Genomic DNA, 14,456 nt, shown 5'->3' with positions numbered 1-14,456 from the left:
CCAGCCCTTACTGCGCCAGGCGCTGCCAGGTGGCGACCACGCTGTCGGGATTCAGCGAGATGGAGGCAATGCCTTCGTCAGCCAGCCATTGGGCGAAGTCCGGGTGGTCCGAAGGGCCCTGGCCGCAGATGCCCACGTACTTGCCCTGGTCCAGGCAGGCCTTGATGGCGCGCGACAGCATCTTGCGCACGGCCGGGTCGCGCTCGTCGAAGTCGGCAGCCAGCAGCTCCAGGCCGGAGTCGCGGTCCAGGCCCAGCGTCAGCTGGGTCAGGTCGTTGGAGCCGATGGAGAAGCCGTCGAAGAACTCGAGGAACTCGTCCGCCAGGATGGCGTTGGAGGGCACCTCGCACATCATGATGAGCTTGAGTTCGTTGTCGCCGCGCTTGAGGCCGTTGGCCGCCAGCAGCTGGGTGACGCGCTCGGCCTGCTTGAGCGTGCGCACGAAGGGAATCATGATCTGCACGTTGGTCAGGCCCATGTCCTCGCGCACGCGGCGCAGTGCCTCGCACTCCATGCGGAAGGCCTCGCCGAAGTCCTCGGAGATGTAGCGCGCGGCGCCACGGAAGCCCAGCATGGGGTTCTCTTCCTCGGGCTCGTAGCGGCTGCCGCCGATGAGCTTGCGGTACTCGTTGGACTTGAAGTCCGACATGCGCACGATGACGGGCTTGGGCCAGAAGGCGGCGGCAATCGTGGCCACGCCTTCGGCAACCTTGTCCACATAGAAGGCACGGGGCGAAGCATGGCCGCGGGCCACGGATTCGACGGCCTTCTTGAGGTCGGCATCGACGGCGGGGTAGTCCAGGATGGCCTTGGGGTGCACGCCGATGTTGTTGTTGATGATGAACTCCAGGCGGGCCAGGCCCACGCCCTCGTTGGGCAGCTGGGCGAAGTCGAAGGCCAGCTGGGGGTTGCCCACGTTCATCATGATCTTGGTCTTGATGGCGGGCATCTCGCCACGCTGCACTTCGGTGATCTCGGTCTCGATCAGGCCGTCGTAGATCTTGCCGGTATCGCCTTCGGCGCAGCTGACGGTGACCAGGGTGCCGTCCTTGAGCAGGTCGGTGGCATTGCCACAGCCGACCACGGCCGGAATGCCCAGTTCGCGCGCAATGATGGCCGCGTGGCAGGTACGGCCGCCACGGTTGGTGACGATGGCCGAGGCGCGCTTCATCACCGGCTCCCAGTTGGGATCGGTCATGTCGGTCACCAGCACGTCGCCGGGCTGGACCTGGTCCATGTTGGCGATGTCATTGACCAGGCGCACGGGGCCCGTGCCGATCTTCTGGCCAATGGCGCGGCCTTCGGCCAGCACATTGCCCGTGCCCTTGAGGGCGTAGCGCTGCTCGGCCTGGCCCTTGGCCTGGCTTTTCACGGTCTCGGGGCGGGCCTGCAGGATGTAGAGCTGGCCGTCCGTGCCGTCCTTGCCCCACTCGATGTCCATGGGGCGGCCATAGTGCTGCTCGATGACCAGGGCATAGTGGGCCAGCTGCTGCACGTCCTCATCGGACAGCGAGTAGCGGTTGCGCAGCTCATGGGCCACGTCGGTGGTCTTGACCAGCTTGCCGCTGGCGGCCTTTTCCTCGGGCGAGGCAAAGACCATCTGGATCAGCTTGGAGCCCAGGTTGCGGCGGATCAGGGCCTTCTTGCCGGCCTTGAGCATGGGCTTGTGCACATAGAACTCGTCAGGATTGACGGCGCCCTGCACCACGGTCTCGCCCAGGCCATAGCTGGAGGTGATGAAGACCACGTCCTCGAAGCCCGATTCGGTGTCGATGGTGAACATCACGCCGGCCGCGCCCAGGTCGGAACGCACCATGCGCTGCACGCCGGCCGACAGGGCCACCACGTCGTGGGCAAAGCCCTTGTGCACGCGGTAGGAGATGGCGCGGTCGTTGTACAGCGAGGCGAAGACTTCCTTCATCTTGTGCAGCACCGACTCGATGCCCACCACGTTCAGGAAGGTTTCCTGCTGGCCGGCGAACGAAGCGTCGGGCAGGTCTTCGGCCGTGGCCGAGGAGCGCACGGCGAACGAGGCCGCCTCGTTGCCGCCCTGCAGGCGCACGAATTCCTCGCGGATGGCCTGCTCCAGATCGGCCGGGAAGGGCTGGTTCTCGACCAGGGCACGGATTTCGGCACCGACCTGGGCCAGGGCGCGGACATCTTCCACATCAAGGGCAGCCAGCTTGGCGCTGATCTTGTCGGCCAGGCCGTCGTGGGCCAGGAACTGGCGGAAGGCATGGGCCGTGGTGGCAAAGCCCGTGGGAACGCGCACGCCTTGCGGCAGCTGCGAGATCATTTCGCCGAGCGAGGCGTTCTTGCCGCCTACGGACTCGACATCGGTCATCCTCAGTTGTTCAAACGGAACGACGAGGGCGGTGGCCTCGAACAGTTGAGACATGGGAAAGCTCCAGAAGTTGAAAACCGTCGTGCGCCGCCCCGGCTGCCAAAGCCGGGCACGGTCGATCCATCCACGCAGGCATGCGCGAGGCTTTGCTGTTCTGGTTGGAGGCCGGCAGCGAGCATGGATGGGAAATTGGGAATAATGGGCGCCATTGTAGGCGTTTGCCGTGAACCGACGGCAGCCCCCCCTGTCCAGAGTCCGACCACCATGCACACCCACACCATCTTCGTCATCTCCGATGGCACTGGCATTACAGCCGAGACCTTCGGCACGGCCATCATGGCCCAGTTCGACACCAAGTCGCGCCTGGTCCGCATCCCCTTCGTGGACACCATGGACAAGGTGCACCAGGCAGTGCGCCAGATCAACCATGTGGCCGAGTCGGAAAGCCACAAGCCCATCGTCTTCACCACCCTGGTCAACCAGGACATGCTCGACCTGATCGAGAGCCAGTGCAAGGGCAAGGTATTCGACATGTTCGGCACCTTCGTGCGGCCGCTGGAGCTGGAGCTGGGCCAGAAATCGCTGCACCGCGTGGGCCGCTTCGCCGACATCAGCGAGAGCAAGGAATACCTGGAGCGCATGGAGGCCATCAACTACACGCTGGCCCATGACGACGGCCAGACCCACCAGGACCTGACGGGCGCCGACGTGATCTTGGTCGGCGTCTCGCGCAGCGGCAAGACCCCCACCAGCTTGTACCTGGCCATGCAGTTCGGCCTCAAGGTGGCCAACTACCCGCTGATCCCCGAGGATTTCGAGCGCAAGCAGCTGCCGCCCGCCCTGGTGCCCTCGCGCAAGAAGCTGTTCGGCCTGACCATCGATCCGCAGCGCCTGTCCAGCATCCGCAACGAACGCCGGCCCGACTCCAAGTACGCCAGCCTCGTCAATTGCCGCTACGAGGTGGCCGAGGCCGAATCCATGATGCGCCGCAGCGGCATACCGTGGCTGTCGAGCACGACCAAGTCCATCGAGGAAATCGCCACCACCATCCTGCAGGAGGTGCTGCCCCAGCACCTGGGGCACTAGCCTCCCCTGCGCTGCTCAGGCCGGTACATTCCAGCGCAGCATGGGCTGCTGCGGCAGCGTCTCGACCAGGTAGTCCACCAGGGCACGCACCTTGGTCGGCACGTACTGGCGGTCGCGAAAGCAGGCGAAGAAATCCAGCGTGGTGTCCTCGAAATGCAGCTGCCCCTTGCGCGCCGGGCCCAGGGCCAGCGGCTGCAGCAGTCCTTCGCGCATGTAGCGGTGGGCAATGAAGCTGCCGATCCAGACGATGCCGCCACCGGCCACGGCCATTTCGGTGAGTGCATCGACATCGCTGGCGATGGCGGTCACGCGCAGCTGCGGGTCCACTCGCTTGCCGTCGCGTGAAAACGGCCAGCGCATGAAACGGCCATCGGCCTCGCGCCGGTACAGCAGGCAGGCATGGTCCAGCAGATCCTGGGCCGTCCGTGGCCTGCCATGGGCCTGCAGATAGGCCGGTGATGCACACAGCACGCGCGGCACGGCCGCCAGCTGGCGCACGGCCATGCCGGGCTCCAGCACATCGCGGTAACGCACGCTGATGTCCACATCTTCCTTGAGCACATCCACCTGCCGGTCCACCACCAGCAACTCCAGCTCCAGCCGGGGATGCTGCGCGGCAAAGGCCGGCAGCAGCGGCGCCAGCACATGGCGGCCAAAGGCTGCCATGCAGGCGATGCGCAGCCGGCCCTGCAACTCGCCGTGCAGCTGGGACAGGTCGGATTGCGCTTTTTCCAATTCCTGCAGCACGGGGCCCACGCGCGCCAGATAGCGCTCGCCCGCCTCGGTCAACGCCATGGATCGCGTGGTGCGCGTGATCAGCCGCGTGCCCAGCTCGCGCTCCAGCCGGGCGATGTTCTGGCTGGCCGCCGCCGGAGAAATGCCCAGCTGGCGTGCAGCCGAGGCAATGGAGCCGCCTTCCAGGGCTTTGACGAAGGTCTCGATGGATCGCAGATTAGGCACAGAAAACTATGGATGAAAAATGGATTCATCAATATAGCTTACGAGTGCACCAAGCTGCGGCCCTCTACACGGCAGCACGGGCCTTGCCTACAGTCGTGCACTTGCCGCGCCGAATCGAATCGACAAGCGGCCTGACCGGATCCGTGTCCATGCCTTCTACCTCTGCCTCAATTTCCACTGCAGCCCCCCGCAGCCGCAAGCTGCACCGCCGCTTCGCGCCCATCGTCTTTGCCTTCTACATGTCGGCCATCATGGCGTTTCTGATGTGCTGCGCCATCGTCGGCGCCAACAGCGGCCTGGGCGCCGACTACCTGCAGCGCGTGATGCAGGCCTATGTGCTGGCCATGCCCGTGGCCTTTGTCTGCGTGATGGTGGTGCGTCCGCTGGTAGGCAGGCTGGTGGCCGCCACCGTGCATCTCTGACGCGGCCCGACGCAGGGCCGGATCTTTGTTTTCAGGGGTGCGTTCAGGCCAGCGCCTGCGCTGCCAAGCGCGGCAGGCCTGCCACCAGTTCGCGCCAACCCGGCAGCTCGGCCCGGCCCGGCTTGCGCTCGCCAAAGAACATGGCCATCAGGTCGCCCTGGGCATCGAAGGCCTCGACCGAGGTGACCACGCCATCGGCCGTGGGCTTTTGCACGGCCCAGACGCTGGCGATCAGGTCGCAGCGCAGATGCAGGTTGAAATCCGGGTCCATGACATTGATCCACTGTGCGCCGCCGGGCGTGTCCATGGGCTGGATGTTGTGCACGGGGCCGGTGTGGATCTGTATGCAGCCGCCGCTGTCCACGAAGACCATGATGGGCAGGCCGTCCACAGCCGCATCGCCCAGCAACTGGGCCACGGACTCGGGCGCCAGCCGCGCGCAGTGGCTGGGCACCAGGCGGAAGGCCTGCTGGCGCTCGGCGCCAAACCGGCGCAGCAGATCGAAGAATTCATGCGTGTCCTGCATGGCGGCCCAGGCCGTGCTCAGGCCGGGCACGTCGATGGCCTCGTCGGCCTGCGGCAGCGCACGCGGGCGGGCATGGCGGAACAGGTAACCAGCGCTGGGCTCGGCGAAACGCTGCACCAGCGCCTCCCACGCCTGCAGGTCGGTGGACTCGCGCGCATGGACCTTGTGCACGGCACGGCCCTGCGCATTGAAGAACTGCAGGCTGCGCATGGCTGGCCTGCCGGCCTGGGCAGGCTGCTCGGTCACGGCATAGCCGGCATGCCATTGGGCAAAGAACATTCGCAGGTCGATGTCGCGGCCCAGGGCAAGGCCCACGCCGCCGTTGGCCGAAAGCTTCTGGTAGACCCCGGTCTTTTCGTGGACCGTGGACTCGTTGCGCGTCAGCGCCATCACGGGGCCGCAGTCCTGCAAGCCCTTCAGGATGGCCAGCCATTCGGCGCGCAGCGGCACGGCCTGGAGGCTGCCCTCGTGCTGGCCCGCATGCGCGGCAATGGCGGCGCCTTCCGGCAGGCCCAGGGAATCGGCGGCCTCCTTGGCGCGCAGGCCACCCTGGCGCGCCCGCGCAAAGCGCTGGCGGACTGCGGGAGCATCGACGGGAATCAGGAGCCCGCCCTCCTCGGCATCGTGGACGGCGCTGCTCATTGCAGGGTGTCCAGCGGTGCGTGCCAGAGCGCATGGGGCACCGGCTGGGCTGCATGGGCTCCAGGCAGGGACACTCCGGCCTCGGACACGGCGCGGTGCGAGCGCGACGGCGCGTCCGCATCGGCCACTGCCTGCCAGCGTTGCTGCAGCCGCCCCAGCAGGGCGCGCATGTCATGGGACAAGCCGCCCGCGCAGGCCAGGTTTTCGAGCTGCTCGGCCACCCGGGCGGCCATGGCCGGCCTATGGGTGTCGCAGCAGCCATGGCCGAAGCCGGTCATCAGGGCCAGCGTGGCAGCCAGCGCGGCCTCGTTCTCAGGCAGCAGGTATTCCTCGTCCTGGGCAAGGCTCTCACTCTTTGATGGATGCATGGGGTTCTCCTTGCGTTTCAGTTGGCAGCGTTGCACATGCATGCGCCCGCGCCACAGGCGCATGCTTCAGAAATCCTTGACCATCGACACCCGCACATGGCGGCCGGGCTGGCTGTAGGCGTCGGCAATCGCCGTGTTGGCAGCCAGGCCGCGCACATCGGCCCAGCGCCAGTACTTCTTGTCGGTCAGGTTGTAGATGCCGGCGTTCAGGCGCAGGTCGGGGCGTATGCGCCACTGGGCGCTCAGGTCGGCCACGGTGGCCGAGGGGCTGAGCCAGGCGGCGCTGCCGTTGGACACGTCGCCGGCCTTCTTGCCACTCCAGTGCGAGACGTTGAACTGCACGCCCACGGCAGAGCGCTCATAGCGCACGCCCAGCACCAGTTGCTGGGGCGAGATGGTGTCCAGCGGCTTGTCGGTCTGGGTGTCCTTGCCGTCGGTGTACCCGTAGGCCAGGCGCGTCTGCCAGTCGCCACCGGCCCAGCGGCCCCAGTCGTAGTCGGCCTTGAGTTCGAAGCCGCTGATGCGGGCGCGGCCCACGTTGATGGACTGGTAGATGGCGGGGTTGGCCCGATTGCCGGGCTCGCCCGCAACCAGTTGCTGGTCAACGATGAAGTCCTTGTAGCGCCCCGTGAACACGGCGGCGTCCAGGCGCAGCCTGTCCATGCGCCCACGCAGGCCCAGCTCGAAGGTCTGGCTCTTTTCGGGCCGCAGATTGGGGTTGGGAATGTTCCGGTAGAACGCCACCGGGTTCTCGAAGAAGGCATTGATCTGCCCGGCGTTGGGCGCCCGGAAGCCCGCCGCGTAGTTGCCGTAGACCGACCAGACCGGGCTGGCCTGCAGCATCACGCCCAGCTTGGGCGAGAGCGCGGAGTCGGAGTTACTGACCACGGTGGGCACAAAGCCGTTCTGCCGGGGCTTGATGCTGTAGTGCTCGGCGCGCAGGCCCGGGGTCACGCTCCAGGGGCCGCTGTGCAGTTCGGCCTGGGCGAACAGGGCGGTGGCGCTTTCGGTGGTGTCGGGGAAGCGCTTGAGCGGGAAGCTCTCGCCCACGGGCGGCGTGATGCCGTTTTGCGCGTTGACCACCTTGTTGCGGAGGTAGTCCAGCCCGTAGGTGAACTTGCCACTGGCCGAAGAACTCCAGCGCAGCAGGCGGCTGGCCTGTGCGTGCAGCTGGATCGCGTCCTCGTCATAGGTCACGTCGCGCTCGCGGTAGGGCAGGCCGATGCGCGTCTCGGTGACGAATTCGCGCGCGTCGGACTTCTGGTAGCTGGCCATCAGCTGCAGTTCGTCGGCCAGCGCCGTGCCCAGTTGCTGCCACTGGCCCTGCCAGCTGGCCCGCCAGCGCTTCATGTCGGTGCGCGAGTCGGAATTGGCCACGGTGGCCGAGCGCGCGGACAGCAGGGCGTAGTCGGCGCGCTTGTCCACGTTCTCGAAGGTGAAGACATGCTTTTGCACGGCGCTGGGCGTGAAGACCAGGCGACCCATCAGCGATTCGCTGCGGTCTTTCTCGGGATTGGGCGTGGTGCGCGCCGCGCCCGTCACGTTGTTCGTGCCCATGTTCTCCAGCGCGTGCGAGCGGCCCAGGCCCGCCGACAACAGCCATGCCCATTCGGGGCTGGCACGGCCCGCCACGGTGGCGCCCAGCTTGCGGCCGTTGTCCGAGCCGTCATAGCCGGCAGCCACGCGGCCGGCGATGCGCTTGTCCTTGCCCAGCAGATCGTCTGGCTGCACGGTCACGAAGTTGACCAGGCCGCCCATGCCGTCCGATCCATACAGCGCGGGCGTGGAGCCGCGCAGGATTTCCACGCGCTGCACCAGGCCCAGATCCAGGTAGTCGCGGCCGAAGCTGTTGGCGCTGAAGCTGTAGCTGCGCGGCAGGCGCACGCCATCGACCAGCATGAGCACGCGGTTGCCATCCAGGCCACGGATGTTGAAGCCGCTGTTCTGGTCACGCCCGGCCGACGAGGTCGCCAGCGAGAAGCGCGCCGGGGCGCGAGGCACTTCGACATTGGACAGGAGGTTGACCATCTCGCGGATGTCGCTGGCCTGCTCGCGTTCCATGCGGCCGGCGTCGATCACGTCGATGCTCATGGGCAGGGTGTCAGGGTCCTGCACCTCGCGCGAGGCGCTGATCACCATCTCCTTGAGGGCCGGGGCACGGGTCCGTGCCCCGGACGCGGCCTGCGCCAGCAATTGCGTGTCGGCATCTCCGGCGTTTGCAACGTTTGCGGCGTCTGCGGCGGCCTGCCCCGGCTCCTGGGCCAGGGCAGCGGAGGCGCACAGCAGCGCGCAGGCGGCGGCCAGGGGATGGCGCGCCCGCCGGGCGCTTGATTGCATTGCGAAGTCGTAAGCCATTGCGAAGCCCTCTCTCTGATCAACATGGATGTGCGAGAGCTGGCTTCTGCTTGCAGCAGCTGGCGGGTGGCCCGCCAGCCGTTGGCGCGTCATGTGCTGGCTGGATGAAGAAAAATTATATGCGAATAGTTCTCATTTATTGATTTGATCTGGCGCATGGTCCCCGGAACAAACCCTGCTGGCGCCGCGTGCCGCCAGGCAGCTATCTGTGCGACACCCACAGCGACAAGGCCCGCGCCTGAAGACGCGGGCATGAAAAATAGCCCCCACCCTCCCCTTGCTGCGCCAGGCCTTCTGCCCCTGGTCGGGCGATGAAAAAAGGGCCCGGATGCCATGGCATCCGGGCCCTTTCTCCGGCTTGCTCCGCGCCATGGCGGAGCAGCGGCTGGTCAGTGGCGGATCAGGTGGTCGAAGGCCGACAGCGCAGCCGTGGAGCCGGCACCGGCAGCAATGATGATCTGCTTGTACGGCACGTTGGTGCAGTCGCCTGCGCCGAACACGCCGGGCACGCTGGTGTGGCCCTTGGCGTCGATCACGATCTCGCCGAAGCGTGTCAGCTCCACCGTGCCCTTGAGCCAGTCGGTGTTGGGCAGCAGGCCGATCTGCACGAAGATGCCTTCCAGCGCCACGGTCTTGACCTCTTCCGTCGTGCGGTCCTTGTAGGTCAGGCCGGTGACCTTCTTGCCATCGCCGTTGACCTCGGTGGTCTGGGCGTTGAGGATGACCGTGACGTTGGGCAGGCTGCGCAGTTTCTTTTGCAGCACGGCGTCGGCCTTGAGCTCGCTGGCGAACTCCAGCAGCGTCACGCTGCGCACGATGCCGGCCAGGTCAATGGCCGCTTCCACGCCCGAGTTGCCGCCGCCGATGACGGCCACATTCTTGCCCTTGAACAAGGGACCGTCGCAGTGCGGGCAGTAGGTCACGCCCTTGGTGCGGTACTTGTCCTCGCCCGGCACGTTCATGTTGCGCCAGCGCGCGCCGGTCGAGAGGATGACCGTCTTGGCCTTGAGGCTGGCGCCCGAGGCGGTCTGCACCTCGATCAGCCCGCCTTCCGTGGCGGCCGGAATCAGTTTGGACGCCGTCTGCAGGTTCATGATGTCCACCTCGTAGTCGCGCACATGGCGCTCCATGGCGGCGGCCAGTTGCGGGCCTTCGGTCTTGGAGACCGAGATGAAGTTCTCGATGTCCACGGTGTCCAGCACCTGGCCACCGAAGCGCTCGGCGGCGATGCCGGTGCGGATGCCCTTGCGTGCCGCATAGATGGCAGCTGCCGCGCCGGCCGGGCCGCCGCCGACGATCAGCACGTCGAAGGCATCCTTGGCGGAAATCTTGGCCGCTTCACGCGAAGCGGCGCCGGTATCGACCTTGGCCACGATCTCGGCCAGCTCCATGCGGCCCTGGCCGAAGCGCTCGCCGTTCACAAAGACGGTGGGCACGCCCATGACTTCGCGCTGCTCGACTTCCTTCTGGAACAGCCCGCCGTCGATGGCGGTATGGCTGATCTTGGGGTTGAGCACGGACATCAGGTTCAGCGCCTGCACCACGTCGGGACAGTTGTGGCAGGACAGCGAGTAATAGGTCTCGAAGTGCAGCGGCACGTCGATATTGCGCACCTGCTCCAGCAGCTCGGCCGATTCCTTGGACGGATGGCCGCCGACCTGCAGCAGGGCCAGCACCAGCGAGGTGAATTCATGGCCCAGGGGGACGCCTGCGAAACGCACGCCGCTGTCCACGCCGGGATTGGTGATCAGGAACGAGGGCTTGCGCACCTCGGCGTCGTTGTGCTCGACGACGGTGATCTTGTCGCTCAGCTCGCGGATTTCCAGCAGCAGTTCCTTCAGCTCGCGCGCACCCTGGCTGTCATCCAGCGAAGCCACCAGCTCCACCGGACGCTGCAGGCGCTCCAGGTAGGCCTGCAATTGGGCTTTCAGGTTGTTGTCAAGCATGTCGGACTCCTAGGGAAATACGAATTTTCGGAAAAAAAAGCCCGGGCGCCAGGCACCCGGGCGTCTTCAACAGTTCAACTGTGAACAGGAAGCGGTGTACCGCTTAGATCTTGCCGACCAGGTCCAGGGAAGGAGCCAGGGTCTTGTCGCCTTCTTCCCACTTGGCGGGGCAGACTTCACCGGGGTGGTTGCGGACGTACTGGGCAGCCTTGACCTTGCGCAGCAGATCGACGGCGTTGCGGCCAATGCCTTCGGCGGTGATTTCCACGGCCTGGATCACGCCATCGGGATCGACGATGAAGGTGCCGCGGTCAGCCAGGCCCTGGCCGGGACGCAGGACTTCGAAGTTGTTGCTGATTTCCCAGGTGGGGTCGCCCAGCATCGTGTACTTGATCTTGCGGATGGTGTCCGACGTGTCGTGCCATGCCTTGTGCACGAAGTGGGTGTCGGTGGACACGGAGAAGACTTCCACGCCCAGCTTTTGCAGTTCGTCGTAATGGTCGGCCACGTCGCCCAGTTCGGTGGGGCACACGAAGGTGAAGTCAGCGGGGTAGAAGAAGAACACGGCCCACTTGCCCAGGACGTCCTTTTCGGTCACTTCGATGAACTTGCCATTCTTGAAGGCCTGCGTCTTGAAGGGCTTGATTTGGGTGTTGATCACGGACATTGCTGTTTCCTTTGTGGTTGGTGAGTGAACACAGGACGAAGTCTAGGCCCAGGCAATCGATTGATCCAATGAATTGATTGAATTCATCCGATTGCCAAAAACTATGTGAACATCCTTGGTCTCCAGGCCTGCGGGCTTGACCAGCCCGCCACCGGCCTGAAGAGGCTATTTTGGGCCGAAATATGACAAGGCAATGCAGCAACCCCGCAGCCGCGTCGGCAGCCGGCCCGCAAACGAGAACGCGCCTCATAAGCAGCCAATGCGCGATAACAGGGGTTTGCTTGATCTGACGCAGAAACCCTAGACAATCCACCCCTATAGCGGCCGGCGATCGGCGCGGTCCCCCACGTACAACAAAGGAGTTCCCCATGCAAGGCGACGCACAAGTCATCACCTGGCTGCAAGCCCAGCTCAAGAACGAGCTGACGGCCATCAACCAGTACTTCCTGCACTACCGCATGTACAAGCACTGGGGCTTCGACAGGCTGGCCAAGAAGGAATACAAGGAGTCCATCGGCGAGATGAAGCACGCCGACTGGCTCATGGACCGCATCTTCGTGCTCGACGGCCTGCCCAACCTGCAGGACCTGGGCAAGCTGCAAGTCGGCGAGGACGTGCCCGAAGCCCTGGCTTGCGACCTGAGCAGCGAGAAAACCGCGCAGCAGACCATCAAGGATGGCATCGCCCACTGCGAAAGCGTGCGCGACTATGTCTCGCGCGATCTGCTGCAAAAGATCCTGGACGATACCGAGGAGCACATCGACTACCTCGAAACCCAGCTGGACCTGATCGACAAGGTCGGCATCCAGAACTACCTGCAGTCGCAGATGGACGAAGAGTCCTGAGCATCGGACTCAGGGGCGGCGGCACAGGCCGCACCCCGCACTCGAAACGACGGGCCTGTGTGCCCGTTTTTTCATCTTCTGGCCCGGCTATCGGTCACTCGTCGGCGTATCGCAGCGGAAACAACAGAAGAAAGGTCGTGCCGGTCTGCGCGGCCGACTGCACCTCAATCGTGGCGTCCAGCAATTCCGCCAGCCGCTTGACGATGGACAGGCCGATCCCCTCGCCTGCGCCGCTGCGGTAGCTGGCCGCCGCACCGCCTTGCTGCGGCGCGCCCCCGGTGCGGACCTCCCCGGATGTCGCCGACCCCAGGTGGCCCGAAGGGTCCATGTCCGTGGCCTGCTTGAGGGCGGCAACCAAAGGCGCCGCAGGCGCCATGCCAGGGCCCGTGTCCCCGATGGAGAGCATCCAGCGGCGCCGGTCCTCCCCATCGCCCAGAGCCCATTTCACCGTGACACCGCCCTCCTGGGTGTACTTGAGCGCGTTGAGTATCAGGTTCTGCGCGATGCGGCGCAGTTTCAAGGCATCCCCTTCCACCGGCATCGTCCCCGGCCCCTGCAGGTGCAGGTACAGGCCGCGATCGTTGGCCAGGGCCTGCAGTCCCTCGCACAGATGGGTGATCACCTCGGCTGCGTCAAAGGAGGTCAGTTGGCGATGCTCGCGCCCGGCGTGCAGCTTGGCCAGTTCCGTCACGTCATCCAGCAGATGGCGCAGCGACTGGACGTTGCGGTCCAGCATGCGCAGGAGCTTCTCGCGCGACTGCGCCGGCGCATGCTGCATGCCCAGGCCATGCGTCACATTGGCCACCACGCCGACGTTGCTGCGCAGGTCATGCGCGACCTGCTCCCACAGTTGCGAGCGCTGCAGGTCCAGCATGCTCACGTCATGCAGCGCCGCTTCCAGGTCCCGCACATGGCCCTCGGCCTCCTGCTGCTGCAGGCGGAAATACTGGGTGCTGCTGTCCTGCACGTCGCGCGTGTAGGTGGCGGCCCAGGCCTTGCGCGCAACGGGCATGGCGCCATGCGCATCGGGATGCTCCTCGGCATAGGCCTCCAGTTGCGCCACCATGACTTCGTTGAGCAGGCCCAGCTCGCGCACGACTTCATGCAGGTCATAGCCCTGTTGCCAGCGGTGCAGGCCATGGGCGGCGGCCTGCTCGCCATCGACCGGCGGCTCGGCCGCGCCTGCCGGGGCACCGCCGAGGGCCCGCAATTGCTGCTCGAACGCGGCCAGCACGGCCGGAATGTGATCGTTCAACTGGGTGCGGGGAAGCGCCTCGCCGGCGGTCAGTGCCGGGTCCCGTCTGACGGCCTTGCGCCATGTCTGCAAGAGTCCTTCGCGCTGCGCCGCGAGGGCGTCTGCCAGTATGCAGAGTTCATTTCCTTGGCTTGTCATGGATCGGCATCCGTGGCGGTCTGTAGAGAGGGGAAAAATGCGTTGCGCCAAGGATGGTAAGGCCAAAAACCCGGCCGATCGGGCTCGTGCCGGCGCGCCTACAGGCCGGTGGGAAAGTGCACGCCCGCGCGCTGGGCAGCCTGCACGATGTGCGTGGCCATGGCCTGCTGCGCCAGCTCGGGCCGGCCCTGGGACAGGGCCTCGATGATGGCGGCATGCTCCTCGGCGGTCGCATGGCGCGCGCCGCGCTTGTAATACGGCAGGCGCTGGCTTTCCTGCATGACCTCGCCACTGCCGCGCAGCACGTCGGCAATCGCATGGTTGCCCGAGATGGTGGCGATCTGCAGGTGAAATTCGAAATCCAGGCGCGTGGCCTGCACGAAATCGGCCAGCTCGATGCTCTGCTGCATGGCCTGCAGGTTGGCCTGCAGGGCCGCCACGTCTTCGGGCTGCACCACCAGGGCGGCCAGGCGTGCGACAAAGCCCTCCAGCGCATAGCGCAGCTGATAGACATCGGTGAGCGCATGCGAGTCGGCAAAGCGCCAGGCCTCTGCGGCAGAGGCCGGGGCGTCGGTGGCCTCGGTCACGTACATGCCCTTGCCGGGCCGCGCCACGACCAGGCCCAGCCCCTGCAGCGTGGACAGCGCCTCGCGCAGCGAGGTCCGGCTGATGCCCAGTTGCTCCGACAGGTCGCGCTGCGACGGCAGCAGCGCGCCCACCGGATACACGCCGCCCTCGATCCACTCGCGGATCACGCGGGCGGCATTGCCGGCAACGGCGGTGCTGGCGGAAGGACTGGAAGCGGTGCTGGGTTCCATGCGTTGGCAGGTCTCGGGGTCGGGGGCGGCAGGTGCGCTGATCTTAGCGACTGCGCACCGCTGCCGCACGGTCGTGTGGTCGTG

The 14,456-nt window shown here is 65.9% G+C and carries 12 protein-coding genes; 3 read left to right on the top strand and 9 right to left on the bottom strand.

The genetic code is table 11. From position 1 onward, the window contains the following. Positions 1 to 7: 7 nt before the first annotated feature. Positions 8 to 2,398, bottom strand: coding sequence for a phosphoenolpyruvate synthase (gene ppsA / locus KDK82_RS03620; RefSeq protein WP_034396373.1), 2,391 nt, complete (start codon positions 2,396 to 2,398; stop codon positions 8 to 10). 210 nt (positions 2,399 to 2,608) lie between these two features. Here ppsA and KDK82_RS03615 point away from each other — a divergent pair, with 210 nt between their 5' ends. After that, positions 2,609 to 3,430 (top strand): pyruvate, water dikinase regulatory protein, encoded by an 822-nt coding sequence (locus KDK82_RS03615; protein WP_012206864.1) that lies wholly within the window; start codon positions 2,609 to 2,611, stop codon positions 3,428 to 3,430. Between the two features lie 15 nt (positions 3,431 to 3,445). Here the strand turns inward: KDK82_RS03615 and KDK82_RS03610 are convergent, their stop codons facing one another. Next, positions 3,446 to 4,390 carry a LysR family transcriptional regulator gene (locus KDK82_RS03610; RefSeq protein ID WP_043819159.1) on the bottom strand — a complete coding sequence of 315 codons (945 nt, stop codon included), beginning with the start codon at positions 4,388 to 4,390 and terminating at the stop codon, positions 3,446 to 3,448. 149 nt (positions 4,391 to 4,539) lie between these two features. Between KDK82_RS03610 and KDK82_RS03605 the strand changes: the two genes are divergently transcribed. Beyond that, positions 4,540 to 4,812, top strand: a complete 273-nt coding sequence (locus tag KDK82_RS03605; protein ID WP_088165426.1) for a DUF2798 domain-containing protein — start codon at positions 4,540 to 4,542, stop codon at positions 4,810 to 4,812. Positions 4,813 to 4,855: 43 nt separating this feature from the next. Here the strand turns inward: KDK82_RS03605 and KDK82_RS03600 are convergent, their stop codons facing one another. The 5 genes from KDK82_RS03600 to ahpC all read right to left on the bottom strand — a co-directional run bounded on the left by KDK82_RS03600 (position 4,856) and on the right by ahpC (position 11,316). Next, positions 4,856 to 5,980: a hemin-degrading factor gene (locus KDK82_RS03600; RefSeq protein ID WP_088164037.1), complete on the bottom strand. Its 1,125-nt coding sequence runs from the start codon at positions 5,978 to 5,980 to the stop codon at positions 4,856 to 4,858. Further along, the gene (locus KDK82_RS03595; RefSeq protein ID WP_230355027.1) at positions 5,977 to 6,348 is read right to left on the bottom strand and encodes a hypothetical protein; all 372 of its coding nucleotides are present in this window, start codon (positions 6,346 to 6,348) and stop codon (positions 5,977 to 5,979) included. Before KDK82_RS03595 ends, KDK82_RS03600 begins: the two co-directional genes overlap by 4 nt. Positions 6,349 to 6,414: 66 nt before the next feature. After that, positions 6,415 to 8,703, bottom strand: a complete 2,289-nt coding sequence (locus KDK82_RS03590) for a TonB-dependent hemoglobin/transferrin/lactoferrin family receptor (RefSeq protein ID WP_088164035.1) — start codon at positions 8,701 to 8,703, stop codon at positions 6,415 to 6,417. 389 nt (positions 8,704 to 9,092) lie between these two features. Continuing rightward, the gene (gene ahpF, locus KDK82_RS03585) at positions 9,093 to 10,649 is read right to left on the bottom strand and encodes an alkyl hydroperoxide reductase subunit F (protein ID WP_012206870.1); all 1,557 of its coding nucleotides are present in this window, start codon (positions 10,647 to 10,649) and stop codon (positions 9,093 to 9,095) included. A 103-nt stretch (positions 10,650 to 10,752) separates the two neighbouring features. Next, the gene (gene ahpC, locus KDK82_RS03580) at positions 10,753 to 11,316 is read right to left on the bottom strand and encodes an alkyl hydroperoxide reductase subunit C (RefSeq protein ID WP_012206871.1); all 564 of its coding nucleotides are present in this window, start codon (positions 11,314 to 11,316) and stop codon (positions 10,753 to 10,755) included. Between the two features lie 368 nt (positions 11,317 to 11,684). Here ahpC and bfr point away from each other — a divergent pair, with 368 nt between their 5' ends. Further along, complete coding sequence (bfr, locus tag KDK82_RS03575) at positions 11,685 to 12,161, top strand: bacterioferritin (protein ID WP_012206872.1); 477 nt, start codon at positions 11,685 to 11,687, stop codon at positions 12,159 to 12,161. Positions 12,162 to 12,255: 94 nt separating this feature from the next. On the opposite strand, the gene KDK82_RS03570 is transcribed toward bfr, so the two are convergent. Then, complete coding sequence (locus tag KDK82_RS03570; RefSeq protein WP_088164034.1) at positions 12,256 to 13,554, bottom strand: sensor histidine kinase; 1,299 nt, start codon at positions 13,552 to 13,554, stop codon at positions 12,256 to 12,258. Between the two features lie 98 nt (positions 13,555 to 13,652). Then, positions 13,653 to 14,372 carry a FadR/GntR family transcriptional regulator gene (locus tag KDK82_RS03565; RefSeq protein WP_043795813.1) on the bottom strand — a complete coding sequence of 240 codons (720 nt, stop codon included), beginning with the start codon at positions 14,370 to 14,372 and terminating at the stop codon, positions 13,653 to 13,655. Between the last annotated feature and the right edge of the window lie 84 nt (positions 14,373 to 14,456).

Source organism: Delftia sp. K82, assembly GCF_002193035.1.
Taxonomy (GTDB): Bacteria; Pseudomonadota; Gammaproteobacteria; order Burkholderiales; family Burkholderiaceae_C; genus Comamonas; species Comamonas acidovorans.
The sequence above is the reverse complement of the archived record's forward strand: the minus strand, read 5'-3'. Positions and strand labels throughout refer to the sequence as shown.

Bases quoted from the DNA above. Each gene is read 5' to 3' on its own strand.
- KDK82_RS03565 (WP_043795813.1), bottom strand. From the start codon at position 14,372: ATGGAACCCAGCACCGCTTCCAGTCCTTCCGCCAGCACCGCCGTTGCC.
- ahpC (WP_012206871.1), bottom strand. From the start codon at position 11,316: ATGTCCGTGATCAACACCCAAATCAAGCCCTTCAAGACGCAGGCCTTC.
- KDK82_RS03590 (WP_088164035.1), bottom strand. From the start codon at position 8,703: ATGGCTTACGACTTCGCAATGCAATCAAGCGCCCGGCGGGCGCGCCAT.
- ppsA (WP_034396373.1), bottom strand. From the start codon at position 2,398: ATGTCTCAACTGTTCGAGGCCACCGCCCTCGTCGTTCCGTTTGAACAA.
- KDK82_RS03605 (WP_088165426.1), top strand. From the start codon at position 4,540: ATGCCTTCTACCTCTGCCTCAATTTCCACTGCAGCCCCCCGCAGCCGC.
- bfr (WP_012206872.1), top strand. From the start codon at position 11,685: ATGCAAGGCGACGCACAAGTCATCACCTGGCTGCAAGCCCAGCTCAAG.
- ahpF (WP_012206870.1), bottom strand. From the start codon at position 10,649: ATGCTTGACAACAACCTGAAAGCCCAATTGCAGGCCTACCTGGAGCGC.
- KDK82_RS03570 (WP_088164034.1), bottom strand. From the start codon at position 13,554: ATGACAAGCCAAGGAAATGAACTCTGCATACTGGCAGACGCCCTCGCG.
- KDK82_RS03615 (WP_012206864.1), top strand. From the start codon at position 2,609: ATGCACACCCACACCATCTTCGTCATCTCCGATGGCACTGGCATTACA.
- KDK82_RS03600 (WP_088164037.1), bottom strand. From the start codon at position 5,980: ATGAGCAGCGCCGTCCACGATGCCGAGGAGGGCGGGCTCCTGATTCCC.
- KDK82_RS03595 (WP_230355027.1), bottom strand. From the start codon at position 6,348: ATGCATCCATCAAAGAGTGAGAGCCTTGCCCAGGACGAGGAATACCTG.